Raw genomic sequence first — 26,588 nt, forward strand, 5'->3', positions numbered from 1 at the left:
TTAGCGACTCCGGTGGAAATGGGGTAGCATAGGCACAATAGGGATGCAGTGCGATAACTGTGTGGAGGTCGCGTGATATGCGTGATTTCAATAGGCGGGAGCTTGTAGCAGCCACTGAGGACGATGTCCTCATTATGGTGGCGGACATCCGCTCGACTCTGATTGCAGGATTTGTCGGGGGTATAGGCATAATAAGCGCCTTTATTGGCTTGGCCGTGGTGCTCGCCAGCCTCTGGGAACTCCTGCGCCCCTTCTACTTTGGCATTCTCATTGCCGCCGTGGGGCTTGTGATCTTTATTGCGTTTCTTGGCATCACGGGGTACTTCATTCCAGAGCTGCTGTCGGCGAGGGTCGTTGGAATCTTCATTGCCGTGATGCTTGTGCTGGCTTTTGCCGTGGCATCGCTGACGGCGGACACCACGGGCGCTTCCGTGCTGACTAACGCCGGCGGACTCTTGCTCAGCATGGCGCTCGGCATCCCGGTCCTCATCGGACGTCTTTGGGTTGTTGTGATCGCGGGAGGAGTTCTGGGGACTGTGGTAGCTGCGGTCCAACGGGATGCACTGCAACACGAGAAGCGCATGCGCCTCTACTTCACGTCGATATTCACGCTAGATGTCGAACCTCATACCTTCCTGGCGATCATGGGCGGCAATGTTTTGGCGATTAGTGCAATCACCGCTGCCTTTTCGCCGCCGCTCATTGCCGGTCTCTCAGCCTCTGTCGTGCTAACGCCGGTGTGGGTGCAGGCGGGCTTTCTCTTTCAAACGTACTGGCGTCCGCTCATGATACGCGTACTTGACCGCCGCGTAGGCCAGCAAGTCTGGTTCCGGCGGAACATCGGACTGATGGAACTGCTGCAGGGCGAAGACTCGGACCTCACGGGAGCCACCTTCATGTCGGCGGGTGTAGATTCAGAGAGAATGGTGGCGCGGGTGAAGGGCTACTTCCGGCACCCAGACCAGATGAGGCGTGTGCAAGAGAGCGCCATGCGCATTCGGGGGTTGACGGCGGTTGAAGTGGAAGACCTCGCCGTCACAGAAGCCGAGGAGGACTTGGTACTCGAAGACATGGAGGCCGGCGGGTTGCGCTGTCCTCGCTGCCGTACTCCGGTCTACGACGGGCGCTTGTTCTGTACAGAGTGCAAGACGTTTGTTCAGAATGAAGACCTTGGCCACCGCGCCCACTTTTTCCCACGGTTTCTTGCGGCGTCGTTGGACTTCGCCGTGCCGGTGGGTCTTATACTTCTGTTTGGACTAACCGGCTTCAATCCTGCGGATGGCTACAACTTTCTCACCATATTCTGGCAGTATCTCTTCATGCCGATCGTCTACGGCATATTCTTTGTCTCTTTCTTGGTTCGCGGCACCACGCCAGGAAAGTCGTTGTTCGGTTTGGAGGTGGTACAACTGACGCAGCATAGATACCCCGGTTTCAAGACCATGCTGCGGCGTGAGGTGGTCGGCAAATTCGTCAGCCTCCTGCCCCTGACGTGGGGGTTCTTGTCCGCCTTCTGGGACAAGAACGGCCAGACCTGGCACGACAAGATGGTCGGCACGGTCGTCGTCCGCGATCCGGACGTCTGGTAGGGAACAGTTTGTTAGGATTGAATGCGGCCACCCCTGCGGTGGTGGAGTTGCCAGCCAGAATCAAGAGTCTGGCAAGAGAGGCGAGAGGCGCCGGCATGCCAGTACTCCCCAGCGCAAACGCCTGCGAGGCAGATTTCCGGTACTAGCGCACGAATTGCTCCGTTCTGTAATGGGCTGCGCCCCTTTGGCAGGCTGAAGTTGCAGGAAATTGTGCTTGCGCCGCGCCGTGAGATGCGTCAAACTTAATGGAGTACTCGTGACGTGAATCAAGGTGGTTACAACACCCCATGATCCCTCGACGTGTATCCAAACAGCTTAAGATCGGCGACGTCACGATTGGCGGCGGCGCGCCGATTCGCGTGCAATCCATGACCACCGCCTTTACGCGGGACGTGGAGGCAAGTGTGGCGGAAATCCTCGGTCTGGCCGAGGCCGGGTGCGAGATTGTGCGCGTGGCCGTGCCGCACAAGGAAGATGCTGACGCGCTGCCTGAGATTCGCAGACGTTCCCCGATTCCGGTGATTGCCGACATTCACTTCGATTACCGCCTGGCGCTGCGAGCCTTGGAAGCGGGCGTGGACGGTCTGCGCCTGAATCCCGGTAATATCGGCAGCCGAGAAAAGACCCGCATGGTGGTGAAAGAAGCCAAGGACCGCCAGGTGCCGATGCGGATCGGCGTCAACGTAGGCTCTTTGGAATCGCGGCTCATCCCAGAATTGATGATGCTCGAAGGCGATGAAAAAGTCGAAAAGACGGCGGCGGCGATGGTGGAGTCTGCGCTCGACCACGTCAAGATCCTGGAAGACATGGACTTTACCGACATCAAGATTTCGCTTAAGGCATCGGACGTACCGACCACGATCCTCGCATACCAACTCATCGCCGACCGTGTCGAATATCCGCTCCACCTGGGCATCACGGAAGCCGGCACCCCCAAGGCCGGCATGGTCAAGAGCGCCGTTGGGCTTGGCGTCCTGCTCTATCAGGGCATCGGCGATACGTTGCGAGTTTCGTTGGCGGCGGAGTCTACCGAGGAAGTCTTTGCCGGCTATGAGATTCTCAAGTCGCTGGGACTCCGCGAGCACGGCCCCACGCTCATCGCCTGCCCCACCTGCGGTCGCTGTGAGATCGAACTCATCGAGCTGGCGGAGCGCGTCGAGAGCTTCCTGCAAAGCGTCAAGGAACCGGTCAAAGTCGCGGTGATGGGCTGCGTGGTGAATGGCCCGGGCGAGGCACGGGATGCCGACGTTGGCATCGCCGGCGGGCGCGGCAAGGGCGCCCTCTTCCGCAAGGGAAAGCCGGTGCGAAGCTGCAAGGAAGATGAACTCTTCGATTTGCTCATCGAGGAAGTCGATGAGATTGTGGCCCAGAAGCAGGCAGAGCGGGCCGTCGCGACATAGCAGACCGCGTGGACGTGACCGGTGGCAATCATTGACACGCACAAAGCGTTTGAACGGCTGAACTCGGCCGGATTCGATAGGGAAAAGGCAGAGGCCATTCTGGACACCTTGGGCGAAACTGGAGAGTCCCTGGCCACCAAGTCTGATCTCAGAGACTTGGAACAGCGTCTGACCATTCGCCTGGAGGGGCTTGTGGCGGCGGGCATTGCAATCTCGGCAGTGCTGGACATCTTCACGCAATAGCTGCAACGGAGTGCCGAGAGTTCTTGCCAGTTAAGTGACGAGATAACTGCTGAAAATGCATGAGGTGCATGCCATGGCGGAGCAAATCTATGTCGGTACAGAGCAGGGCATCTTTCGGCTCACGCGGGAAGGTGACGATTGGGTACGGCAGACGTCCGGTCTCGGCGACAATGAAATCGAAGCGGTAGCCGCCCATCCGGACGGACAGCACGCCATCGCGGGTACTCATGGCGCCGGTCTCTTTTCAACCGCCGATGGGGGAGAAAACTGGGAACCAATCGCAGCCTGGGAGGGCAGTCCGTACATCCGCTCGGTTTCCTACCATCCCCACGACTCGCAAATCGTGCGTGTCGGCACAGAACCGGCTCGTGTTTCTTGCAGCCGCGACGGCGGCGCGACGTGGGCGGAAGAGAGTGGTTTTACGGCGCTTCCCGGGTGTGCCGAATGGTTTCTGCCCTATTCGCCCCGCGCTGGCGCGGTGCGGAAGATCATCATGCTGGATGGCGCTGATCCGTCCGTATGGGCTGCAATCGAGGTCGGTGGCTTAGCCGACAGCCGCAATGACGGCGCGACGTGGGAAATTTCAGAGAAGATCGGACAGTGGGAGTTTCCTGCAAACGGTTTACACCCGGACGTCCACAGCATCGACATACATCCCGCTAAACCGGAAACCATCGTGGCTGCCACCGGCGGCGGCGTGTTCCGGTCCGTTGACCGTGGACAGTCTTGGCAACACCTCATTGATGACTACACCCGCGGCGTGTGCATAAAAGCAGACGATCCCAGTACCGTCGTGGTCGGGCCATCCCGCCGCGTCGGGCGTCTCGGACGCATGATGGTGACACACGATGGCGGCGACACCTGGCAGGACGCCGAGCAAAACCTCACATTCCCTCTCGACCGCATGTGCGAACATATCATCTGCGACGCGCAGGACGTCTTTGCGGTTGTGCTAGATGACGCGGTCTATCACGCGGAATTCGCTGACCTCGCCTGGAATCCGGTAGGCAACGGTCTCCCGTCACCCACGTGCGCCGCAATCGTATCCTGATCTCTCCCGCTTCATAGCATACTACGGGTTTGCCGGGAGAATGCCTTCTGGCTGAGAGCTGGAGTCAACGATTCCCCCCTGGAAGAAGCCATTCACCACCTCCAGGAATTGCTGGGGACATTCCTCGTGAGGACAGTGTCCGCACTTAGGGAAGACAACCAATTGAGCGTTGGCTATGTCCCGCTGAAAGCGGTAACCCCAATGCATAGGGATCACGGCATCATACTGTCCCCAGACGATTAGGGTCGGGGCGGCTACCTCTTTGAGGCGATGGGCGAGACTGGTCTGCCCGAAGTCGCGTGCCAGCAGTGGCACCACGCCGCCCAATCCCGGCGTTAGCAACGGCAGGAAGTAGCCATCTATCATTTCGGGTGTACAGATGCCGTTAGGATCGTAGAAACAACTGCGCAAATACCACTCGATGGATTTTCGCTGGCGCAACACGAATGCTACAAATGCGCTCCCAAGGGACGTACTGGCGAACCGAACAATCAGCGGCATGACGTGGTAGTTGAGTGGGTAACCTGCCGCACTGATGAGCACCAATTGCTGAACACGCATGGGATGCCTGATTGCCAATGCGGTCCCCACCGCGCCGCCCATGGATAAGCCTATGATCTTGGCGGATTCTACATCTAACGCATCCATGAAGTGTGCCACCAGGTCGGCCATGCCGAAAGGTGAGTAGTCGCCGGAGTTAGGCTTATCGGAGAGCCCGTGACCCTTCAGATCAAGCGCATACACCGTGTGATTCTCAGCAAACTGATCAAAGACAAGACGCCAGGCAAAGAGACTGGCGCCGATGCCGTGGATGAGAATCAATGGCGGGCCCGCGCCGGCCGTACGGTAGTGAATCCGCAAGCCCTCTACAGTTATGAACTTACCGTCGGTGCGGAGTGACTCCACAGGAATTGGTCGTGGCCTGAAACGTGTATAGGCCACGTAGGCAGTCACGGCGGTGACTCCTAAGATAAAGCCGCGTTTCAACCACTTGAGCATTGCGCTATTCCTTGAAACTCACTGCGATGTATTGCACATCTATCGCTATCGAGAACGGCCATGAGATCGCTGAGGGCCAAACCATATCGGGCCTCTCGGCGAACGCCAGCTTAATGGTACACTAAAGCCGCCACAGGCAGGTTTTTCTCCCCACGTTCCCTTCGTCGAGAGTGCTCTCAATGGCAGCTAGTTTTCCGGTGTTCGGTGTGCGGGTGCCGGCCACTACCGCAAATCTGGGACCTGGCTTCGATGCGTTTGGCATGGCACTTACGCTCTACAATGAGTTCACCGTAGGCCCGGCAGAGCATGGCCCCAAAGTCACAGTCGAGGGTGAAGGGACGGCAGAGCTTGCAGGCGATGAAGACAATCTCTTCACGCAGGCATTTGCCCGTGCCTTTGAATCAGTTGAGGAAACACCACCTCCTATCAGCCTGCACATGCGGAACAGCATTCCGCTATTTCGGGGACTAGGCAGCAGCGCCAGTGCGACGGTGGGTGGATTGGTGGCGGCCAATTACATTCTCGAAAATGCGCTCTCATCTGAGAGGCTGCTGCAACTTGCATTTAATATAGAGGGCCACCCCGACAACGTGGCCGCCGCATTGTTTGGGGGCCTCATTGTTTGTGCCGCAGACGGCGAAGAATTGCCGACCTATGCGCGAGTCCCCGTGCCGGATAACCTCCACGCGGTGGTCTGTATTCCCGATCAGCACTTGCCTACGGAACTCGCCCGCGGAGTGGTTCCCAAAGAGGTATCTCTTAGCGACGCGGTCTACAACATCGGACATGCAGCTCTCTTGCTCACAGGAATCACGCAAGCTGACGGAGCATTGATCCGTGTGGGCATGAACGACCGCCTGCATCAACCCCATCGCGCTACCATATTTCCCGCCATGGAACCGATCATGGATGCGGCCCTCGCGGCGGGGGCGTGCGGTAGCGCCCTATCCGGCGCCGGATCGTCGATTCTGGCGCTGACCTTCTGCAATCCTGACGAAATTGCCGCTGCCATGCTCGCCGCTGCCGAGTCCCACAAGTCACCCGCCCGCACTCGTTTATTGTCCTGCGCAGAGCAGGGGGCCGTTGCGAAGAGACTCTGAACCCAGATTGCGATCCGGAAGCCGTTCGGATTGGTGCAGAGCGCGCGGCAAGCTAAATGCCCGTCGAGAGTGACCGCGGTGACCCGACTATTCTACGAGTAGTGGTACCGGCGCAAAGGCATCCACATCCACCAGGCCGCGATTCGTAATCTTTAGTTGTGGGATGACGGGCAAGGCGAGAAACGAGAGCAAGAGAAAGACGTTCTTGCTCGTTGTGCCGGTCTGCTTGGCGGCTGCCAGAAGTAAGCGGTATTGCGGCACGACCGAGTCAATAGTCGCTGTTGACATAAGGCCGCAGATCTCTAGCGGTAGCGAGGTCAACTCATTTCCCAACGCTACCGCCATGCCTCCCCCGATTGCTACCAAGTGCTTGGCTGCTGCCGCCATGGCGGTCTCGTCTACGCCGGCCACGATGAGGTTGTGGCTATCGTGTCCCACGGTGGAAGCAACAGCCCCACGTTGCATGCCAAGGCCGCTGACGAAACCTACGGCGTGCAGGCCGGTGTTGTGATGGCGCTCGATCACGGCAATCTTCACAACATCCTGCACAAGGTCGGCCTGAATTTCCCCGTTGCCTGCCGGCAGTCGAAGGACTTTGTGTTTCGTCGCTAGGCTGCCGTCTTCAGCGCCAATGACGCGCACGGTTGCCTCTGTTCCCTGTCCGCTAAAGGGTACGACGAAATTGGATGCTGCAACGGGCCTTTCAACTCTTACCGATTGCAGGAGTTGCCCGTAATCGCCGGGGTGCTCCCGTCGTGCTACCTCACCGCCGGCGACGACGACCTCGCCGCGATGGATTGCGGTCGAGCACTCAAGGGTATCCAACGAGTCGAGAATAGCGAGATTGGCAACTCTGCCGGGGATGATTGCTCCCATTTCAGAGTAGCCGTGGTGGCGAAAGAAGCGAGAGAAGTAGCGCGCCGGGTGTAAGGTCGCCATCCTGATCGCCTGGATTGCGGCTTGTTCAGTGTTCAATCCCGCATGTTGTACGAGGATGTCGCGCGCCCGGCGCACGATCCGGTCAACATGACCGTGAGTGTGCAGCTCCTCCGCATCGAGATCGTCGCTGCAGAGCATGAAGCCATCCAGACTTTCCCCTTGCTCCGCCAGGAAGGGCAGGATTTGATCCAGGTCCTTCGTGGCGCTGCCATAGCGCATAGCGACGGTCATGCCTGCCCGGCGCTTCTCCAGGGCCTCCGGCCCTGTGCGAGACTCGTGGTCAGACATAATCCTGACCGTGCCGTCGTTCGTACCGTTTGTGACATAAAGCGCAAGGTCGTGTCCCGTTACGCCCGGCGCATGGCCGTCAACGACTTTGCCCAGGTCGAAGGCACTCTCCACTTTGGCGCGGGCGTCTCCCAGGTTATGGATGATGCCGGGAAAGTTCATCATCTCGGCAAGCCCATAGACGCGGGGATGCGGTAAGAGCTCCTCGATGTCGTCGAGGGCGAGCGCTGCTCCGGAGTCCTCGAAAGCCGTGGCCGGCACGCACGAGGGGACACCGATGAAGATGTCGAGGGGAGCGACTGCGGCATGTCGCAGGAAGAGGACGATGCCGTCGTTGCCGGCCACGTTGGCAATCTCGTGCGGGTCAACAAAGACGGCCGTGGTGCCACGCCTCACGGCGGCCTGTGCGAATTCGAGCGGACTGAGGAGGCTGCTTTCGATGTGTAGGTGCGGGTCGATGAATCCCGGAATGACGTATTGCCTTGCAATGTCGAGCGTCTCGGCTGCCTCAACCGTGGCGGGCGTGCGCGCAATGCTGTGGATCAAACCATCTTTGATGAGAACATCGCCAGCGTAGCAGCGCTTTGCTACGACGTCGACGATGGTGCCGCCCCGCAATACCAGATCGACGCTCATCACTCGTCGCTTGTCGCATAGAGCTGCTCGCGCACGGTGACGATGTACGGCAGCATGCGGAAGTCCTCGCTCGCGTCGGTGCCGTAGCCTGCAACCCAGCGGTCAGGGACTTCAAAGCCGACGTAATCGAGGGTCAGGGCGGAGCGATTGCGCTCCACCACTGTCGAAGGCAGTTTGATGCGCTTGGAAAGGAGAACGCACGTGCGTACTGAGCGGACACCTGCCTCGAGGACGCGTTGCTTGAGGGCGGTCAGCGTAAAGCCTTGGTCAATCAGGTCTTCAACCAGCAGCACGTCTTTGCCCGCCAGGTCTGCGGGCAGCCTTGCTACGCTCACCTCACGCGCCTCTTCGTTCTCTTGCTTGATGGTATGACCGTAGGCGCTGGTGCGAATGAACTCATAGCGGAATTCCAAGCCGCCGAGCCGTGAGATGGCGCGGCCGAGATCCGCGGCAAAGACGAACGCGCCCTTGAGGACCACGAGCAAGACAAGCTCGTTGCAATTGGCGCAACCATCGTGGATCTGTTGCGCCAGGCCCGCAACGCGGTCTTGCAGGACCCATTCGGGTATAAGAATGCAGTCTACCCTATCTGCCATGCCCTCCGGCAAGAGGTCGTCATGCTTAGTGGCCAGACCTCCCTCCGGCACCGTGATGGTTCGATCGAAGCGCATTAAAATAGTCGTCCGATATGCATTTGGGCCCTTATTCACTTGTCCGCTTGTGTTATTCTCCCGGCGCATCGAAGCGGTGCCTTAGACTACCTGTAGGCTTTCCGTCCGTGTACAGGAATGCGCCAGTGACACTGTGCCATCCGTGAGGAACGCTATCCAATCCCTTTCCAAGAATATCCTTCTCTCCCTGAACAATCCAAACGAGAGCCAGGTTATTCTGAGACAGATACGTTCTTACGTAGTCTTCTCTCAACAGAAGACCAGAAGGCCCATCTTCGTGCACGGTGGGATCAAAGGCTACGCGGCGGCCATTCGAATCGCAAAAGTTAGTACCAGTGCCCGACCATCTTAGCCCTAACTTTGCGACGAAGTCATGGTGGGGCAGTCGAAGTGAAAAACTCTCCTCAATTGAGCAGTCAAAGGTTCCTGCCTCAGCAGTGTATTGGAAACTTGCAGGTCGAACTGAGGTCGGACTGCCGTCCCCAGGTTCCTCCCAATCAGAGTAACCATAGAATGGCTTGAAGATGTGTCGAAACGCTTGTGACCATCCATACTCTCCCAAGTAGAAGTCTTGAACCCCACTTGGCTCATGCAACCATGTTCCCCAAGTGTCTGCACAACTAGCCCACTGCATGAAGTCTTCTGCGCACTCCGCCCGTAAGTAAAAGGCTGTGATTCTAAGCCACAGTTCTCGTCTGTCAACCATATCGGGTTCGAGGTCGGCTGGATGAGACTGGCGCCAAAGCAAGAAAGCCTTCGCATTAATCCACCGAGTTTCATCCTCCGGTCGGACCACACTAAGTAGCTCCTCTACGGCAGGAAAGTCTCCATCCCTTTTGGCCCATGCTTCGTAGCCTAGATCTTCACCCCAGTCTACGCAGTCGTAGCTTGCCCACCATGAAGGATTGTGGCTGCCCCAAGATGGATCACCAGGAGTTCGCTTGATAGTATAGGAGGGATCAATGTCTCGAAGACGTTCTTGCCAAGGACCCTCGTACGCTCTGTCAGAGTCATCTTCACCGTACATGCCCCTGTACTGATAGTGATCGGCTATGTATGCGAGGACTTCATGGTAGGCGATCCACTGATACTTCTTTCCGATGCGCTCCGGCTTTGCTGCATCACGTTGATAGTTTTGGACGAATTGGCTGTCGAAATGTCCGAAGCGCTCAATCGTCCATCCCAGGTCGAAAACACGCCACAGAACATAGCGCTGTATTTGACTCAGGTCGAAGCTAGGCCGGTCCTCTGATGATTTTCGAAAGATGGACTCCAATTCGGTCCGATGGTCTTTCGTCAATGCTGAAAACAACCTGTCTTTCGATTCCTCATCTGCTCTCTCTGCAGCTTGGTCAAGTTCCCGTCGGTCCGCTTCAGTTAATGAGCCAATACCTACCCACCTGGACTTCCCATTTATTCTTACGAATTGGGTGCTGCTGCCCCTCTCGCCTTCAACCGCAAGAGTTATGGTAATTGGCCCTTCATTGTGTCTGTCTTCATACTCTTCCCATGCTTTGAGTTCTTGTCCGCTTAGCTTGGACTTCCAATTCCTAATTCGTTCTGTGTGCGAGAGCCATGGTGCTTCCTCAAGACGCATTGACAGCCAATTGGCTCTTCCGAAGTTTGTTCCGATTACGTATCGTGCGAAGTCGTCATGCATTACTGAAAACTCAATCTGATGCCGTGCCAACTCTAACTCTCGACTGTCATCGGAATCCCTGCTCAAGTCCGGCATAAGCGCTTCAATTGTGTTCTCGTCTGGAATATCTGGCCACTCACTCTTGTAAGGTGGACGAAAGAGTTCTTGATCTATCTGGAGAGTTGATCCAAGATGAATTGCACGTTCGATGACACCTCGGGCATAGTCGCGGAGCAGAATGTGCGCTGGAGGATTGCCGGAAGCGAATACTCTCTCATATACGATTGATGCTAGGTTTCCCACTGCTGCGGCATCATGAGACCGCATTGCAACACCATACGCGACTGCGTATAGGCGCTCTGTAACAAAAGGATCATCAACATCGTGGAATCTTCCAACTAGACGTGCGGCCGCATCAAGGCGATCTGAGAGCAACGAGACTAGAGCCTTAGTCGCCCGATCACGGAGAAAGCGGTTGGACGTTGTGAGCATCCAAGTAAGCGTTATACCAGCCAAGTCAACCGTACGCTCTTCTAGGGTCGCATCGGAGGAAACCCCTGATGCCCAATCGACGAGTCGATTAACGCCGCCACTAGACTGATATGCATGGTGTAGGTACGTGCTCCACCATGAGTCGCGTTCAGGCATAGACCAGCGGCGCAGAACTGTGTCAAGCATTTCGGCATTAAACGGATGATTCTCAACTGTTGCGATCGTTAGCAGCACTTCCAGAGTTTCCGCAGTATCTCCTTCGTAACTGGCGCATTCATGCAAGACCTCCCAAGTGTCGTCAGAGAATGCGCCTAACTTTCGCCAAATTATGCTCTGTCGAAATGCACGGCCAAGGTTCGAGCATTCTAAGAGACTAGGGGCAAGCCTGAAAAGCTCTCGGCCTATTAGCTCTGGGACCTGAATGCACAGAGCCTCGATAAGACCGTCCCGCGTGTAGACACCTTCCTCTTCCAAAAACGCCAGGCCGCCCCCTATTGCGAATGCAGCCTCGGGATGATCTGCATCCAGATAAATTTCCAGAAGATTGCTAGCAATTGTGTGGTCGGCAAAGCGCTCATACGTGATGGACGTGACCTTTTCTCTCCCGTTAGTCGCTCGCCAATCTATGTCTTCGAGCAAGATTCCCTCAATAACCAGGCCGCGATACAGTGACCTTGAGAAGTCACGACTTGGCAGCAATTGGTCAATTATCTCTTGCGCTCTTTGTCTTGGCAGGTAGCGGCTTCGATTGGTGACTAACTCCTGGGCAAGCTTCGCTAGCGCATCCTGAACAAGAGATTGGTTGGGATCGTAATCAAGCGCTTTCGCAAGACTACTATTCACCGTATCAAGGTAGAATCCAAAGAACTCCGTAACACCCTGCAACCCCTTGGGCAGTCTTCTTTCTCCGCGACTATGCAGTCCTTCGCAGATCATCTTCAAAAAGAGGGGATTGGAGAATTCGGGCTGCAAGATGGGGACGGATGGAAGTTCAAGCTCATAGTGGGAAGAGAATCTCGCAACGGCTTCGTACTCATCGTCAGTGAAGCCTGTGTGCTCAACAACTACTGCATTGTTGCGCACTTCCTCGGGTATGATTTCCCAATAGGTCGAACGAACCGATAGCACAACGGCGATCCATGCCGACCTTTCAAGACTCTTTAAGAATGCAGATAAATGATTCGGCCAGACTTTGTGGCCGAGCCCTTCATTCAGCGCATCGACAATGAGCAGCGCACGGCAGTTTCTTGCTTCCGCCACAGCTTCAAGTGCGCCGACAAATCGTTCTACAGTTAGATCGTGCAACTCAAGTTGCTGGAAAACTTGAGTCCAAGGCTCCTCCGAAGTTGTAAAGCGGTGGCCCATCAGGAATATCGTGGGAGCACCTGAATCGGTGCGTAAACGGGCAGAGTCGCACAATAGGTGTGTTTTGCCGGTACCCGCCATTCCCTCGAGAATCATGAGATTGCTGTCAGCAAACTCTGCCGCTTGACAGAGTTCGAAGTTGGCATTATCAAGTCGAAATCCAAGTTTGACCACGCTGTCGCGTAGGCGATCAATCGGACTAGGCAAGTAGGGAGATTGGGTTTCACCTTCGACTCTCGAAGAATCGTCTTGAATCACCTTATGCAGTGATTCTATAGTTTCCTCCGCCAAGTTTCTGGCTGCTTTGACCATTCCTATTGCGGAAGCAAGAGGGGATTTGTCGGTAGGTGCGAAGTATAAGTCCGAAAACGCGCTAAGCGCGTCTTCTCCTGCCTGCAAGAGTTGCTCTAGTCTTACAGAGTCGGAGACTTCGGCAAGGTCTACAATCTGAGATGAACTTTCGTCAGGAGTGGAGGTGTAGCGGACAAAACTGAGTGCTCGCCGAATGTCCCTAGCGAGCAACTTTATCTGATTGAGGGCTGATTCGGTCCTACCAAGTAGCTCGAATTTGTGCGCTATGGGCACATCAACATGCAACTCCGGAGTAAATCGGGCGCTGGCGGCTGCAATCGCCTGTTCCAGGCGGTCTCCAAACCAACTGTCATCGAAGTATCGGGTATCGAACCAAAAGTACACTCGACCGAAGTGCTCCGGCAGAGAGAGCCGATCGAGAAGTTCCGAGGAACCCCACCAAACGAACTCGACATTCATGCACCATTTTTGTGCCCAGCACTTCCATTTCGCAACGCGTGTCTCCCACCGCTGCATGGTAGACTGTTGCCCTTCGATGCGGGCGTCCGGTCGATCAATTGGGATGCAGACGTAATAGCGAACAAGGTCTGTGTGCTTGTCAAGCGCACTTTTTACAGACTTATCGAGTTGTTGCCATTGAGTGCTTGTGGGTGAAGCAGTGAAGTACTTAGCTTGCCAGCCCCACTCGCTATCGTCCTGCAATTGGCAAAAGCACTCGACGCCGGCATCGGGAGTGCCCTTTCGCACAAATCTGGCGTCCGGGGGAGTTTCGGCGCGTGCCAACTGTGCGCACAGCTCTTCAAAAGCATTAGACTGCGAACCTTTGAATGTGCGGATCGAATTCCAATCGAGATTCATTCCGTTAGTTTCTCAGACTCCTTTTAAGTGTTACCTGGTTTAAAGTGCTGCCTCATGGGCCAGTTCCACGGCGGTGTCTACAAAGAGAGTTTCGGCGTCGCCGGAGTAGCCCGCCGGTGATTGCGCGCCGTGGCGATAGGCCATGACTTCGTAGCCGCCATGTGGGATTGCGTCTGCCGTGGGCACGTAGCCAATCATGCCGTTGGCGAGTTCGACGTGCAGGGCCTCCAGACCCAATTCGGCCTTTACACGCTCTTGCACCGCCAGACCGTATTCAAGAAATACCTCGCCGGGGAAGCTGGCGAAGATGAGGTTGCCGACGCGGATAACCTGGATTTCCGCTTTGGGTTCAAGGAGCAAGTTGTCGGTTTCGTATTCTGAAACGCGGTTTCGTACCCACTTGAGTGAGTCGCGGTTAATGCGTTCCTGTGTATCAGGCCAGGTTTCCGTTTCAAGCGCCTCCTTGTAAAAGGAGACATCAGGAACTTCTCGCAGAGGCACGGTCACCATGCGCTGCGCCACGGCGACGCCATCCAGCGGCGCGCAATCGATCGACTCCCGCACGTTCACGACTTCAGCGCCAAGGCCCCGCCAGACGCTTTCCAACTCGTCGAAGGTGGCGGAGCGGAAGCGGCTGCCGTCGCTGGTGAAGTTGGGCCGCGTGTTGCCGCAGCAGCCCAGCAAGAACGCCGCAGTGTGGCCGCCTCCGTAAGTCTTTTCGACAAAGGCCTTCGCGCCGCCGGCATAGTCGGCGCTAAACGCGTAATTCGATGCGCCCATGCTCGTTGAGTGGCAGGCATAGTGGAAAGCTGTGGCCAATGGCGTGCCATCTGCCTTGTCGAAGCGAAGCACCGCAACGGTGTGATCCACCACCCCATCCGGATTGGCGCGCATTTCGGTTACGCCGTCCGTGGTGAGGCGGCGGTTTACGGCAAGCGGGAAAGAGCCCGCACCCAGACCGCCGACAGCAGGCTGCAGGTGTTGGTTCGCTACCTGCACGCCTCCCGCCAGCTTGCGCTCGAGCTCGCGCATATAGGAAGTGTTAAATGGGGCATCGTAGCGCCACTCCCGCGTTGTAGGCCCGGAGTGCGTGTGGGAGCAGGTTATCATCACGTGGCTGCCGGGGATGTCCGTTTGCTCCTCGACCAGGCTGCGCACTGCGGCAGTGCTTTCTTCGGTAATGCCGACGAGGTCGCAGGTGACGACGGCGGCCTTTGTCTCACCATCGGAGAAAACTAAGATCTTGGCATAGAGGTCGTCGTGTATGTCCGTCGCGCCGTGGTCGCGGGCGCTGTAGCCGCCCATCCAGGTTCCTACGGAAGGGGTAATGTTAATGCTCGCTGTTCCCAACTGAACCGGGTTTGCCATGATACACTCCTCGGGTCTGTGGTTTTTCTCATTCGACTTGCTGCAGATCCAATCTTGTTCCTAGTTTGCAGGAATCGCTTCCGCAGTGCTAGTGTACGCAAGCTCCAGGCGAGAGTCGAAGAAACTGGCCACGTCAACGGCGCGTTTCTCTATCGCGGCGTACTGGAATCTGGAGAGCTTGCCGAAGAGCTCGATAGTAACCTGCAGCACCCCGCCCCGGCGCGCCTGCGACCACACTCCGGCGACACGCCCGTTGACTAGCACTACCGGGGATATCCAACCCGCAGCGCGATACACGCGCTTGTAATGACTTTCCGCCACGAGATGCGTCTTGCTGCGGTGGGCGAGCAGGTAGACGTCGAAGTGAGGCAGGAGATGCACCGCTTCTGCAACGGACTTCGTCTCCTGAAGAGTTGGGAGGTCGCTCTTAAGGATGGAAGCGGTTCTTTCTGCAACGGTCACATCCTGCATCTCGCTCTGCAGTCTGCGCCAAATCCGGCTGGCATCTTTCACCGACATGCCCGCCCAGAAGGAAAAGTCTTGCACGGTAGCCGGCCCGTAGGCCTGAAGATAGCGCTTCAAGAGCAGGACTTCAGCCTCCTCTCCAGGCACGTCTTCCCAATTGTCTAACCACATGTCTCGCCGTACAAATGTTGCTTCCTGACCTTGATTGGGGCCAAGGCACAGGTCGCCCTGCAGGCAAACATATTTTCCCAAACCTCCCCAACCGTGCTCGACCAGTTCCATCACCTGCGGAGCATGCTTGCGTAACCCGGCGTTCAGCTTCTGTGAGAGTTGGCGCCGAGTAAGAGGGATCTCGCCAAGTGCCGCGAGGATGGCCTCTGTCATTGCCTGAATGGCTGCAGCGTCTACGCCGTACCGCGCCATCCAGCGTTGTTCTTGCGTGAGACGATAGGGCTTGAGTGCTGCTACGTAGACGGGAAGTTCGTGTGCAGGCAGCACGTGCAGCGTGCCGCGCATGCACCACACCTTTACCAGGTCTCGGTCCTGCCAGAGCGCGCGCTCGATCGCAGCCACGGACAGACCGAGACTCCTGACCTGTAACGCCAACTGTGCCGCAGACATTACCTGCGCTTGGATGCCACACGTATCGCTTACGACATCTCGAATCTTTCCCGGCTGAACAGGACTCTCAAGATGGTGACGTTTGAGCCGGAATGCATGTACTTGCGCGTGAGTGAAGCCATTCATTTCCAGGCCCCCCTGTAAGGCGTCAGCAGATGCGATTCTGCGGCGCTTAAACACTGAGCTACGTGCCGGCAAAGCGGCACGTAGCTCTTTAGTTTGCCGGGATCAAGGTTTAAAGCAGGGCTGTAGTCGGCAGCAACCAGCTACGCATCGACGTATCGCCACACGGTGCCGCCCAGCGACACGGCCCATACCGCGTGATCTTCAGCATAGTTTGGTGAGACCAGCAGAGAGACAATCGCCTTGTTGTCCAGCCCTTCGTTGATGTTTTGCCATGTCAGCCCTTCGTCTGAGGACTTATACACGCCCCGGCTGGTACCGGCGTAGATGGTGGTATCGCTTTCGTATTCGGGCGAGATAGCCAGGCAGACCACGGCCGCTGTCGCTTCGCCAATGGCATCACCTACCCAGAGATTCTTGCCGCGCCACATCGGGCGGAAGAAACGAGTCGCCGTGGCAATGAAGAAGTTGCTATAGTCCTCTTCCGAGCCGGAATAGTTTGGCGGCATGGCGAAACTGATCCACTGTGCTCCCGTGGCATGGACGAGGATTCGTTTCCAAATCTCTCCGCCGTCAGCAGAGCGCCATACAGTAATGGTACTGGCGTAATCGCCTTGAGAAGCACGGAAAGTGCCGAGCAAGAGCGTGTTGTCATCGGCGAAATTCGGGGAAAGCGCTATACCGATTACGTCTTCCTCGCCGAAAGTCTCTTCGGACCGTTCCCAGGACTGACCCGCGTCACGGCTAAAGTACAGTGCGCCGCCCGGCCCCCCGGCCGCGACCAAGCGATCTTCCGCGTACGTGTGAGAAACTGCCAAGACGCGGAGGTCCAACGTTTCTTCATCGATGCCCTCGTTACTGGCCTGCCAGCTCCTGCCGCCGTCTGCGGTAATTGCAACGCCCTGATGAGTTGCCGCAAATACGGTGGAGTCGTTTGCATACTCAGGCGAGATTAAGAGTGATGCGACTTGCATCTCTTCGAGGCCTGCACCGGCTGCTTCCCACGTCAACCCTTCATCGGCAGAACGCAGGACTCCGTCTTCGAGACTAGTCGCAAAGAGCGTACCGTCCTGATGGCAATTTGGAGAAAGTGCCGTGCCAAGCAGCGAGCGTGCGGCAAGGCCTTCTACGGCCGGTTCCCAATCAGCAGCGTCGCCATTGGCGCGCAGAGCGCCCTCCCGGTGCACACCTGCCAGGACAATGTCGTCCTCGCCGGTTCCGGTTGTCAGCAAGCAGAGTACCGACGAATCTTGATCGATAACGCTCTCCCAGGTACTGCCGCCGTCGGACGAACGGTAAACCGATCCTTCTGCCGTACCCGCGTATGCCAGGCTGTCACTGGCAAACCCCGGCGAGAGGCAGAGCGCGTTGATCGAGACACTGTCCAGTCCGCTGTTCGCTTCCTGCCAGTTTGTACCGCCGTCGGTAGACTTGAAGACACCCATATCTTCCGTGCCGACAAGCACCGTTCGGTCCTCTGCGAAATCTGGCGAAACGGCAATTGCCTGGATGGCCATGCTATCCAGCCCTCTGTCTACCAGCCGCCATGCACGGCCTTCGTCAAGCGTTCGATAGAGGCCGTCGCCACCAGCTATGAATGCGGTCTGATCCTCTTCAAAGTCCGGCGAGATGGCAATGGCTTGAATACTGAGTTCCATAATGCCGAAGTTGGCCGAATTCCACGTACGTCCGCGGTTGGTTGACTTGAAGACGCCATCTTCCTGGGTGCCGGCGAGCATCACTCCATCATCGGAAAAGCTCGGCGACACCGCCAGGCACGTGACTGAGGCCGCTCCTTGCCAAAAGTCAAGCTGCTGCCAGGTCTTGCCGCCGTTGTCAGAGCGATAGACGCCACCTTCCAAAGCACCGGCAAACGCTACCTCATGATTCGCAACGTTAGGCGCAAATGCGAGCGCCTGAATATAGGGGCTCGTAATGCCTTCATTGGAAATCTTCCAGGTCTTGCCCTTATCTTCGGAGCAAAACACTCCCGCCATGGTTCCGGCGAGCACTAGGTTGTTCTCGCTAAAGCTCGGCGAAACGGCCAGTGACGCAACTGTACCACCGAGACGTTGGCCTGCCACCTCCCATGCTTGCTTTTCCATCACTGTTGATCCGGAATTACTCATCGATTCTCCTTCCTGAACCAGTCAATCTTATAGTTGATTGCGTAATGAGTTCTTAGTCCACTTGATCTCGATTTGGACACCCCAATACCAATACACTACGTATTGAATGGGAGTATACAGAGTGCAATGTGCAATGCGCAAATGGCAGGACACATTTAACCCGCACCCGCCGTACGTGGGCGCGAAAGATATTCTTTCGTATGCTACTGTAATGCTACCAGACCGACAAGACAATTACGAATTTGGCTGCCAGGCTACCTCACGCATTGCTAAACTGCCAGCAGTTGTGGCATGTTTGTGCCGGTACTCCTTTAGTACCGAATATTTACGGCTTTGCTTGCATTTGGCGCCGGGTCTATAGTCCCCGTATAGGCAAGGGCTGCAAGCTGTGCTTCGCGGTGGAGGTGGAGATGCCGGCCAGGATTATGGCTGCCACGCATGTAGGGCTGGATAGCGCCCAAGTTGAGGTAGGAGTTGATTGTGCTGACGGCCTGCCGATTACGGTGGTTGGTGGCGTGCCCGCTGGCTGGGTATGGGGCTTGATAGTGCAGCCTGGAGACGCACGCGCAGAAAGTGCGAAGAGTAAGGGGCCGGCCCTACCTGCGTCCAATCAGCCGTGCGAACATGGCGAGCACGGCATGCACGGGTCCGAATTGCGTGTGTCCCGTTCATTGCCGGGCTTCAGCAGCCTGCCCGGGGCACTATCCGCAGGTGCTATCGGGCGGATGAGCTGCCCGCCGGTATGATCTATCGTCCATGATGCAAAGTGTAAATCAACCTGGTCGGACCGTTTTCGAGCAGACTACGGGAGCGCAAACGTGAAGGTATCCAACGTCAACACTACCGACATCAAGTCGGCGATCAAACTCGGTTGCCGGACGATGTCGAGCGTGTTCAACGCTGACGACAACGACATCCCGTTCTTCGGTTCAGAGGTCCTTCCCAACCCCCGGCTCAGCTTCAGCAACGTCCACTCTGAGTCGCATGTGCCGGGCAGGCACCTGAACGCACTGCTGAATGCCGAAGACGCGGCTGGCGTCTCGATCTCGGAAGAGGCGGTCGAAAAACACGCCGCAGCGGCCCTCTTCTCTTACTCCGGCCCCGTGCCTTTGCCCATGAACCGCGACCGCGTGGACGGACCAATCGAGAACTTCAACGATCACAACGTGCGTGAGGGAATGCATGCTCTTTACGCACTGGTCAAGTTTCGAAACTCCGACACGGCGAGGGAAGTGGCCGAATCCAGCATTGAGTTCATACTCGATGCGTGGGACCCGGTGGACGGCTGGGACCGCGAGAGGATTTCAGCGGCCCACGGCATTCGCTGGACCCGGCAGAATACATTCATTACGGGAGTCGCCCGCGCCATCGGCCCGCTGGTCAAGTACTTCCGGGCCACCGGCTCGGGCAAAGCGCTCGAACTGGCGTCTCTCCTGGCCGAGAAGGCCACGTCTGAGTTCTTCTTGCCGGACGGGTCGTATGACCGTGAGAAGTTTGGCGTGCACACGCACTCGACGACCTGCGTCATGTCCTCGCTGGCGCAGCTTGCGGACCTGACCGGTGACGCCGCACTCCTGGAGCGAGTACGGGCCTTTGCCGACAACGGGCTGTGGGCGATCCGCGACGAACTGGGCTGGGTGATCGAGAGCAGCGCCGACGACAGCCCGGCCGACAAGGGCGAGGGCAACAACACCGGCGACATCGTCGAAACAGACCTGATACTCGGCCGGCATGGATATCCCGGGCGCTTCCAAGACGCCGAAAGGATACTACGCGGGCACCTGTTGCCGTCCCAACTTCGCGACGTGGATTTCATCCCCGAACCTGCCAATCCGGCAGGCGAAGATGGTCTGAGAAGTGTGAAAGAACGCCACTTGGGAGCGTTTGGGTTTCCAGCGCCGTACGGCCACCGCCCGCTTGGTCTCGAACGGATCAGCTTCAATATGGACATAGTCGGCGGAGTAGTCGGGACCCTCTGCGAAGTGCTCAGGGAAGGCGTCGTGACAGGGTCCGATGGCGTCCGCGTGAACCTGCTGTTGGACCAGGACACGCCGGACGCGCGGGTGCAGGCGGGCGAATCGTCAGGCCGAGTGAGCGTGACAACCAGCCACGCGGCGCCACTTTGGATCAGATTGCCGCGGTGGGCCGACAGGTCTGCGTTGCAAGTCAGTGGTACCGCCGACTACCGGGTATTGGGAGATCACCTGTTCATTGCCCAGCCTGATCCGGGCAAACCAATTTTATTGGAATACCCGGCGGCACGGACTGAGATTACGCTCACTCACCGCACGCGCAACATCCGGACGGCTCTTGAAGGAGACGCGGTGGCGGCGATGGACAATTTCGGCGCTGATCTGACGTTTTTCGATCCGCTTGACTGACTGTGACACGTTGGTTTCGGCTGCAGGCCGAAAGCGCGTAACATTCCTTCGGCGAAATAAGTGTTCGATCAGTGCCGGAGACGGCGGCTTCCGCCGTTTGGGGGCGAAATTGCTTCACGTTGGACAGGCGCTACCCGCGAAGGGACTATGCACCATTGACATCGGCGATGTGCGGCAGAGAGCGACGACGTAGCCATTTGCTGCATTCCTAATTTACGTGTACAAGTCTCCGTACCTTTTGTGATGCATGTGTAAGGCCGATATAGCTGGACTCTAGGATTCAGTATGCTCGCCAAGGTTATGGCTGCCACGCTGGTCGGGCTGGATAGCGCCCAAGTCGAGGTAGAAGTTGATCTTGCCGACGGGCTGCCCTCGTTTGTCATCGTCGGCTTACCGGATACGGCGGTGCAAGAAGCCCGTGAGCGTGTGCGCGCGGCAATTCGAAACGCAGGCTTCGTGTTTCCTCAGAAGCGGGTTACCGTCAATCTTGCGCCTGCCGACGTGGCAAAGGAAGGCACAGGGCTCGACGTAGCCATAGCCATCGGCATTCTCGTCGCCAGCGGTCAGTTAGCGGCGGAAGGTCTGGAAGAGTCGCTCTTTCTCGGCGAGTTGGCGCTTGAAGGGGCGCTACGGCCTACGAACGGAATTCTGCCGCTCGTGTCCAATGCACTCCGTTGGGGTATACGCTCCGCCTACGTACCCGTGTCAAACGGCGCGGAGGCGGCGATCATATCTGGTTTGGCAGTCTACCCCGCAATGCACTTGCGGCAACTGGTCTTGCACCTCAGTGACATGGAATCCCTCGCCAGAGCCCGCCCGCCGAATGCCGCCGAAAACGATACCATAGCCTACGATGTTGATCTGGCCGACGTAAAAGGCCAGGAGCACGCCAAGCGGGCGCTAGAAGTGGCATGCAGCGGCGGTCACAACGTGTTGTTCTCGGGTCCGCCGGGCACTGGCAAGTCCCTCTTGGCCCAGGCCGTGTCATCAATATTGCCGCCGCTCTCGCTGGATGAAGCGATAGAGGTGAGCAAGATCTATAGTGTCTGTGGGCTCTTGCAGGCGGACGAGCCTCTGGTATTGAAGCGTCCGTTTCGTTCTCCCCACCACACCGTCTCTCACGCGGGGCTCGTTGGCGGCGGCCGCTTTCCGCGCCCGGGTGAGATCAGCCAGGCGCATCGCGGCGTCTTGTTTCTCGACGAAATACCTGAATTTCCGACAAATCTCCTTGATATGCTCCGGCAGCCGCTTGAGTCCGGCGCCGTTACGATTTCGCGCGCTTCGGGCTCGCTGACGTTTCCGGCGCAGTTCTTGCTCATTGGCGCGATGAATCCTTGCCCGTGCGGTTGGTATGGTGATCCGGTGCGCAACTGCACGTGCAATCCTGCCATCGTCACGCGCTACCAAAGAAAATTATCCGGTCCACTGCTGGACCGCATTGACATACATGTTGAAGTTCCGCGCGTCGAATACGAAAAACTGACAGAAGACCGCCAAGGCGAGCCCTCAGCAAGTGTGCGGGAGCGTGTGGTGCGCGCCCGGCAAGTTCAGCAGGAGCGCTTTGCTGCGCTTCCCTTCAAGACTAATGGAGAAATTGGCCCCCGACATGTGCGGGAGTTCTGTACACTGCAGTCGGATGCTCAGAATCTGATGCGGACGGCGATGGACCGCATGCAATTGACGGCGCGCAGCTTCCATCGCGTGCTGAAGCTCGCCCGCACGATTGCGGACATGGATGAGGCCGATGTCATAGCTGTCCAACACCTCGCTGAAGCCCTGCAGTATCGTCCCAAGCTCAACAATTAACCATGTCGCAGGCAGGACTATGCAGCCGGCTGCTGCAAAGTGTTGAATCTCTGTTATGTGCGTGACAGAATACGTGTGTTCCAAGCAAAACATCGTTCAACGCAGAGGCTCGCGAACAGTCCGGGAATCCGCGTGCACTTTGCAGAATCCTCGTGCCGGACTGTCACTCTCTGGTGTATCGAGACTGCTATGATGCGGTGCGCTATAGTATTAAGAACGCCCCGCGGAAGCCCCTGGCTAGGTGCTGCACGCTAATCGGGAGACAATTTTCGACATGCTGAGGACTCAGCAGTGAAAAACGATATTACAGACACGGATCAACGCGGTAACCGCGCATCCTCCCCAGGGCAAGGACGGTTTCGAGTCCTGGGTCTCTTCCAGGAATTTGCCCATGCGCAGGCATCCAGTGGGATAGTCCTGCTGGCCTGCGTAATCGTGGCAATTGTGTGGGCCAATTCTCCTTTTGGCTCATCGTACTATGACCTCTGGCACCTTCACTTTGCTGTGAGAATTGGCGACTTCGTATTCGACAAGCCGCTCGAATACTGGATCAACGATGGCTTGATGGTAATTTTCTTCTTTGTGGTCGGCCTAGAAATCAAGCGTGAGGTAATTGCCGGAGAACTCGCTTCACCAAGGCGTGCCATGCTCCCCATCATGGCGGCGATCGGCGGCATGCTCGTTCCCGCTGCCATCTTTCTGTGGTTTAACTGGGGCGAGCCGGGACAACGCGGTTGGGGCATCCCGATGGCGACTGACATTGCCTTTACGCTGGGCGTGATGGCGGTCCTTGGCAGCCGAGTGCCCACGCCTGTTAAGGTCTTTCTTACGGCTCTGGCGATAGTTGATGACATTGGGGCGGTGCTTGTCATTGCCATCTTCTATACCAGCGGCATTTCGCTCTTGGCGTTGGGAATCGCCGCGGTTTTTGTGGTATTGCTTATCGCTGCCAATCGCTTGGGGATTCGCAGCACGCTCGTGTATATCCTCTTGGGCGCCTGCGGTCTGTGGCCGGCCTTCATCTTATCGGGAGTGCACCCTACGGTGGCGGGGGTAATTGCGGCGTTTACGATTCCGGTCCGTCGGCGTATAGATAGCGCCGAATTCACCAACCTGAGCCGCGTCTACATTGATGAATTCGCCCAGGCATCGTCTGAAGGTGAGAGTGTGTTGGCGAATGAAGAGCAAGTATCCCTGATGCGTTCTATAGAGCGGACGGCCTTGGGGGCGCAGTCGCCACTACAGCGTTTCGAAAACACGCTCCATCCCTGGACGGTCTTTGGCATCATGCCGTTGTTTGCACTGGCCAATGCCGGCGTTGCAATTGACGCCGACCTTACCGGTTTTGTAGAGGAACCGCTGGCACGCGGTGTGGCCCTGGGGCTGCTCGTCGGCAAGCCGCTCGGAATTGTGCTCTTTTCCGTAGTCGCGGTGCGTCTCGGTCTCGCCGCCCTACCCAGTCGCGTAAACTGGTTCCACGTACTTGGCGCCGGGTGCTTAGCAGGTATCGGCTTCACAATGTCGCTCTTTATTGCAAACTTGGCCCTTGGCGGAACGGAATTGCTGGAGTCGGCCAAGATGAGCATCCTAGTTGGGTCATTGTTGGCCACTATTCTCGGCTGGCTGGTCTTTCAGTTCGCCCCCATTCATGGCCGCGGCCGCAGTGGCGAATAGGCCCCACAAAGCCCAGATGCAACGTCGGTAAGAGACAGAGTGTTTCACCACTCGAACGAGTGGGCTCAAGGGTGTGACGTGGCTAGCGAGGAACTAGCGTCCGCAAACCCCGGGAGCAAGCCGTGGCACGCAACGAGTTTCATCCAGGGTTAAGCGGACTCTGCAATTGCGGCACCTGCCGCGGGTGTCAGCAGTGTGGCACAGGCGCCGGCCCGTGAGTTGCGGTGAGTTTTGGCTCTTCCCCAAGCTAAGCAATCAACAAGGTGCCGGTTTAGCCAAAGAAGCGCATGAGATTGCGGGGAATCTTGCCGGAAGCCAGCGACTTCATCATAGATTGCATTTGACGGAAATTGCCGAGGAGCTGGTTGACTTCTGCAGGCGTCGTTCCGCTGCCGGCCGCAATCCGCCGCCGCCGCGAACCGTCGATGATGGCTGGATTGTGGCGCTCAGCCAACGTCATCGAGTAAATGATCGCCTCTACGCGTGCAAATTGCCGTTCGTCCAAGGCCGCAGCCATCGCGGGATTGCGCATAAATTGATTCATACCGGGCACCATCTCAAGGACTTGGCCCAATGAGCCCATCTTCTTGATCTGCTGCAACTGATCGACAAAGTCATCCAGGGTAAAGCTGGCGGTGCGAATCTTCTTCTCCAGCTCGGCGGCTTGCTCTGCATCGATGGTCTCTTCCGCTCGTTCGATGAGGCTGAGCACGTCGCCCATGCCGAGAATGCGCGAGGCCAAGCGGTCCGGATAGAAGGGGTCGAGCGGCTCGATCTTCTCACCGCTTCCCAGGAACCTGATTGGTATCCCGGTCACGCTGCGTACTGAGAGCGCCGCGCCACCGCGGGCGTCTCCGTCGGTCTTGGTGAGGATCAGGCCCGTGAGCGTCACCTGCTCGTGGAAGGCCTGCGCAACATTGACGGCTTCTTGGCCGGTCATGGCATCGGCAACCAGCAACACTTCTTGCGGCTCAACAGCTTCTGCGATTTCGTGAATCTCAGCCATCATCTCCGCGTCAATCTGAAGACGCCCCGCCGTATCGACGATCACCGTCCCCAGGCGCTCATTGCGCGCTCTCTCAATGGCTGTCTCGGCAATTTTCACCGGTGGCTGGGAAGTACCCATGGAATGCACAGGCACGTCTACCTGTCGGCCAATGGTCTCGAGCTGTTCAATTGCGGCGGGACGGTAGATGTCTGCCGCAACCAGCAGGCATTGCTGTCCCTGCTTGCGCAGCGCGAGGGCAAGCTTGCCCGCGGCAGTGGTCTTGCCTGAGCCTTGTAAGCCTACGAGCATGATAACATGCGGGGGAGAGCCCAAAAGGGTGAGCGGAGCGGGTTCGCCGAGTAGGGTGATGAGTTCCTCGTGTACGATCTTGATAACCTGCTGGCCCGGTGTCAGACTCTCCATCACCTCGGCGCCTACCGCCCGCTCGCGCAGCGACTTGAGAAAGCCGCGCACGACCCTGAAATTCACGTCTGCTTCCAGGAGCGCCAAACGGACTTCCCGCAGGGCCGCGTCCACGTCGGCCTCGCTTAGCTTGCCGCGTCCCCGCAGCTTTTGGAATACGCCCTGTAGGCGATCGGAAAGCGTTTCAAACATGACTTATGCGTTCCATTACATATTCAACTTATTCGCACCATGCGTGGCCACGAGGGTTTGAGACTCTAGGTACGTTTCAAAAGACTCTCCGCAATCCGCCCAAAAGCCCTCAAGGATATCGTACTCCAGGTTGCCTTCCTGGAGATAGTGGGTGTTGACGTCGGTTATCTCTAGTTCGCCGCGCCCCGACGGCCGGAGGCTGGAGACGACGTCGAACACATGCTCGTCATAGAAATATATCCCAGTCTGCACGAGGTTCGATTTTGGATCTGCAGGCTTTTCCGTAATGCTCTTGATGTGGCCGACTTCGTCGCAGGCGCCATCCTCGATCTCCACCACGCCGTAGCTTGAGGGATTCTCCACTCGGGTCAGCATGACACGCGCGCCCCGATCTTGCGCCTCAAAGTTGCGGCGGGCCGCGAGCAGGGTTCCTTCGATGATGTTATCCCCCAACATGAGCAGCAGAGAATCACCTTCCGCGAAGTCGCGGGTCAGTCCCAGTGCGTGGGCGATGCCAGCGGGGCGGTCTTGGTACGTATAGTGAAGGCGCTTGAGGCCGAAATCACTGCCGTTGCCAAGCAAGCGCAGGAAGTCGCCGGCGTTGCTGCCGCCGGTGACGAGCATGATGTCCGTTATGCCGGCGTTGACGAGCGCCTGAATGGGATAGAACACCATCGGCTTGTCATAAACTGGCAATAGATGCTTGTTCGTGACGCGTGTCAGCGGGTCGAGGCGACTGCCGCTTCCTCCGACCAGGATTACGCCTTTCACGTTGGTTCCGTTCCTTTCCAGCAACTCCGCCAGCAATGGACTGCTCGTCTATCAACGCGTAGATG

At 57.4% G+C, this 26,588-nt stretch carries 18 protein-coding genes; 9 read left to right on the top strand and 9 right to left on the bottom strand.

What is annotated here, in order from left to right; genetic code table 11:
- Positions 1 to 77: 77 nt before the first annotated feature.
- From OXE05_10460 to OXE05_10475, 4 genes are all read left to right on the top strand, one after another.
- On the top strand, positions 78 to 1,589 hold the full coding sequence (locus OXE05_10460; protein ID MCY4437742.1) for an RDD family protein: 1,512 nt from the start codon (positions 78 to 80) through the stop codon (positions 1,587 to 1,589).
- A gap of 287 nt (positions 1,590 to 1,876) precedes the next feature.
- Positions 1,877 to 2,989 carry a flavodoxin-dependent (E)-4-hydroxy-3-methylbut-2-enyl-diphosphate synthase gene (ispG, locus tag OXE05_10465; GenBank protein ID MCY4437743.1) on the top strand — a complete coding sequence of 371 codons (1,113 nt, stop codon included), beginning with the start codon at positions 1,877 to 1,879 and terminating at the stop codon, positions 2,987 to 2,989.
- Positions 2,990 to 3,010: 21 nt separating this feature from the next.
- On the top strand, positions 3,011 to 3,232 hold the full coding sequence (locus OXE05_10470; protein MCY4437744.1) for a DUF1640 domain-containing protein: 222 nt from the start codon (positions 3,011 to 3,013) through the stop codon (positions 3,230 to 3,232).
- A 73-nt stretch (positions 3,233 to 3,305) separates the two neighbouring features.
- The gene (locus tag OXE05_10475) at positions 3,306 to 4,283 is read left to right on the top strand and encodes a hypothetical protein (GenBank protein MCY4437745.1); all 978 of its coding nucleotides are present in this window, start codon (positions 3,306 to 3,308) and stop codon (positions 4,281 to 4,283) included.
- 21 nt (positions 4,284 to 4,304) lie between these two features.
- On the opposite strand, the gene OXE05_10480 is transcribed toward OXE05_10475, so the two are convergent.
- A complete protein-coding gene (locus OXE05_10480) occupies positions 4,305 to 5,282 on the bottom strand; it encodes an alpha/beta fold hydrolase (protein MCY4437746.1) in 978 nt (325 codons plus the stop codon).
- Between the two features lie 179 nt (positions 5,283 to 5,461).
- Between OXE05_10480 and thrB the strand changes: the two genes are divergently transcribed.
- On the top strand, positions 5,462 to 6,382 hold the full coding sequence (gene thrB, locus OXE05_10485) for a homoserine kinase (protein MCY4437747.1): 921 nt from the start codon (positions 5,462 to 5,464) through the stop codon (positions 6,380 to 6,382).
- 87 nt (positions 6,383 to 6,469) lie between these two features.
- On the opposite strand, the gene ade is transcribed toward thrB, so the two are convergent.
- From ade to OXE05_10515, 6 genes are all read right to left on the bottom strand, one after another.
- The gene (ade, locus tag OXE05_10490) at positions 6,470 to 8,245 is read right to left on the bottom strand and encodes an adenine deaminase (GenBank protein ID MCY4437748.1); all 1,776 of its coding nucleotides are present in this window, start codon (positions 8,243 to 8,245) and stop codon (positions 6,470 to 6,472) included.
- Positions 8,245 to 8,916: a phosphoribosyltransferase family protein gene (locus tag OXE05_10495; protein ID MCY4437749.1), complete on the bottom strand. Its 672-nt coding sequence runs from the start codon at positions 8,914 to 8,916 to the stop codon at positions 8,245 to 8,247. The genes ade and OXE05_10495 overlap by 1 nt, the downstream gene beginning before the upstream one ends.
- A 52-nt stretch (positions 8,917 to 8,968) precedes the next feature.
- Positions 8,969 to 13,582, bottom strand: a complete 4,614-nt coding sequence (locus tag OXE05_10500) for an NACHT domain-containing protein (GenBank protein MCY4437750.1) — start codon at positions 13,580 to 13,582, stop codon at positions 8,969 to 8,971.
- Between the two features lie 39 nt (positions 13,583 to 13,621).
- Positions 13,622 to 14,950: a neutral/alkaline non-lysosomal ceramidase N-terminal domain-containing protein gene (locus OXE05_10505; protein MCY4437751.1), complete on the bottom strand. Its 1,329-nt coding sequence runs from the start codon at positions 14,948 to 14,950 to the stop codon at positions 13,622 to 13,624.
- Between the two features lie 60 nt (positions 14,951 to 15,010).
- Positions 15,011 to 16,162, bottom strand: coding sequence for a winged helix DNA-binding domain-containing protein (locus OXE05_10510; protein MCY4437752.1), 1,152 nt, complete (start codon positions 16,160 to 16,162; stop codon positions 15,011 to 15,013).
- 140 nt (positions 16,163 to 16,302) lie between these two features.
- The gene (locus tag OXE05_10515; GenBank protein MCY4437753.1) at positions 16,303 to 18,288 is read right to left on the bottom strand and encodes a YCF48-related protein; all 1,986 of its coding nucleotides are present in this window, start codon (positions 18,286 to 18,288) and stop codon (positions 16,303 to 16,305) included.
- Positions 18,289 to 18,698: 410 nt separating this feature from the next.
- Here OXE05_10515 and OXE05_10520 point away from each other — a divergent pair, with 410 nt between their 5' ends.
- The 4 genes from OXE05_10520 to nhaA all read left to right on the top strand — a co-directional run bounded on the left by OXE05_10520 (position 18,699) and on the right by nhaA (position 24,149).
- Positions 18,699 to 19,034, top strand: a complete 336-nt coding sequence (locus tag OXE05_10520) for a hypothetical protein (protein ID MCY4437754.1) — start codon at positions 18,699 to 18,701, stop codon at positions 19,032 to 19,034.
- Positions 19,035 to 19,106: 72 nt separating this feature from the next.
- The gene (locus OXE05_10525; GenBank protein ID MCY4437755.1) at positions 19,107 to 20,669 is read left to right on the top strand and encodes a hypothetical protein; all 1,563 of its coding nucleotides are present in this window, start codon (positions 19,107 to 19,109) and stop codon (positions 20,667 to 20,669) included.
- Positions 20,670 to 20,954: 285 nt separating this feature from the next.
- Entirely contained in the window at positions 20,955 to 22,475 is a 1,521-nt protein-coding gene (locus OXE05_10530; GenBank protein MCY4437756.1) for a YifB family Mg chelatase-like AAA ATPase, read from the top strand.
- Positions 22,476 to 22,766: 291 nt separating this feature from the next.
- Positions 22,767 to 24,149 (top strand): Na+/H+ antiporter NhaA, encoded by a 1,383-nt coding sequence (gene nhaA, locus OXE05_10535; protein ID MCY4437757.1) that lies wholly within the window; start codon positions 22,767 to 22,769, stop codon positions 24,147 to 24,149.
- A gap of 271 nt (positions 24,150 to 24,420) precedes the next feature.
- Here nhaA and ffh read toward each other — a convergent pair whose 3' ends face one another.
- Positions 24,421 to 25,752, bottom strand: a complete 1,332-nt coding sequence (ffh, locus tag OXE05_10540) for a signal recognition particle protein (protein ID MCY4437758.1) — start codon at positions 25,750 to 25,752, stop codon at positions 24,421 to 24,423.
- A 15-nt stretch (positions 25,753 to 25,767) separates the two neighbouring features.
- Positions 25,768 to 26,523, bottom strand: coding sequence for a sugar phosphate nucleotidyltransferase (locus OXE05_10545; protein ID MCY4437759.1), 756 nt, complete (start codon positions 26,521 to 26,523; stop codon positions 25,768 to 25,770).
- Positions 26,524 to 26,588 lie beyond the last annotated feature (65 nt).

It is taken from the genome of Chloroflexota bacterium (assembly GCA_026710945.1).
Lineage (GTDB): Bacteria > Chloroflexota > UBA11872 > VXOZ01 > VXOZ01 > VXOZ01.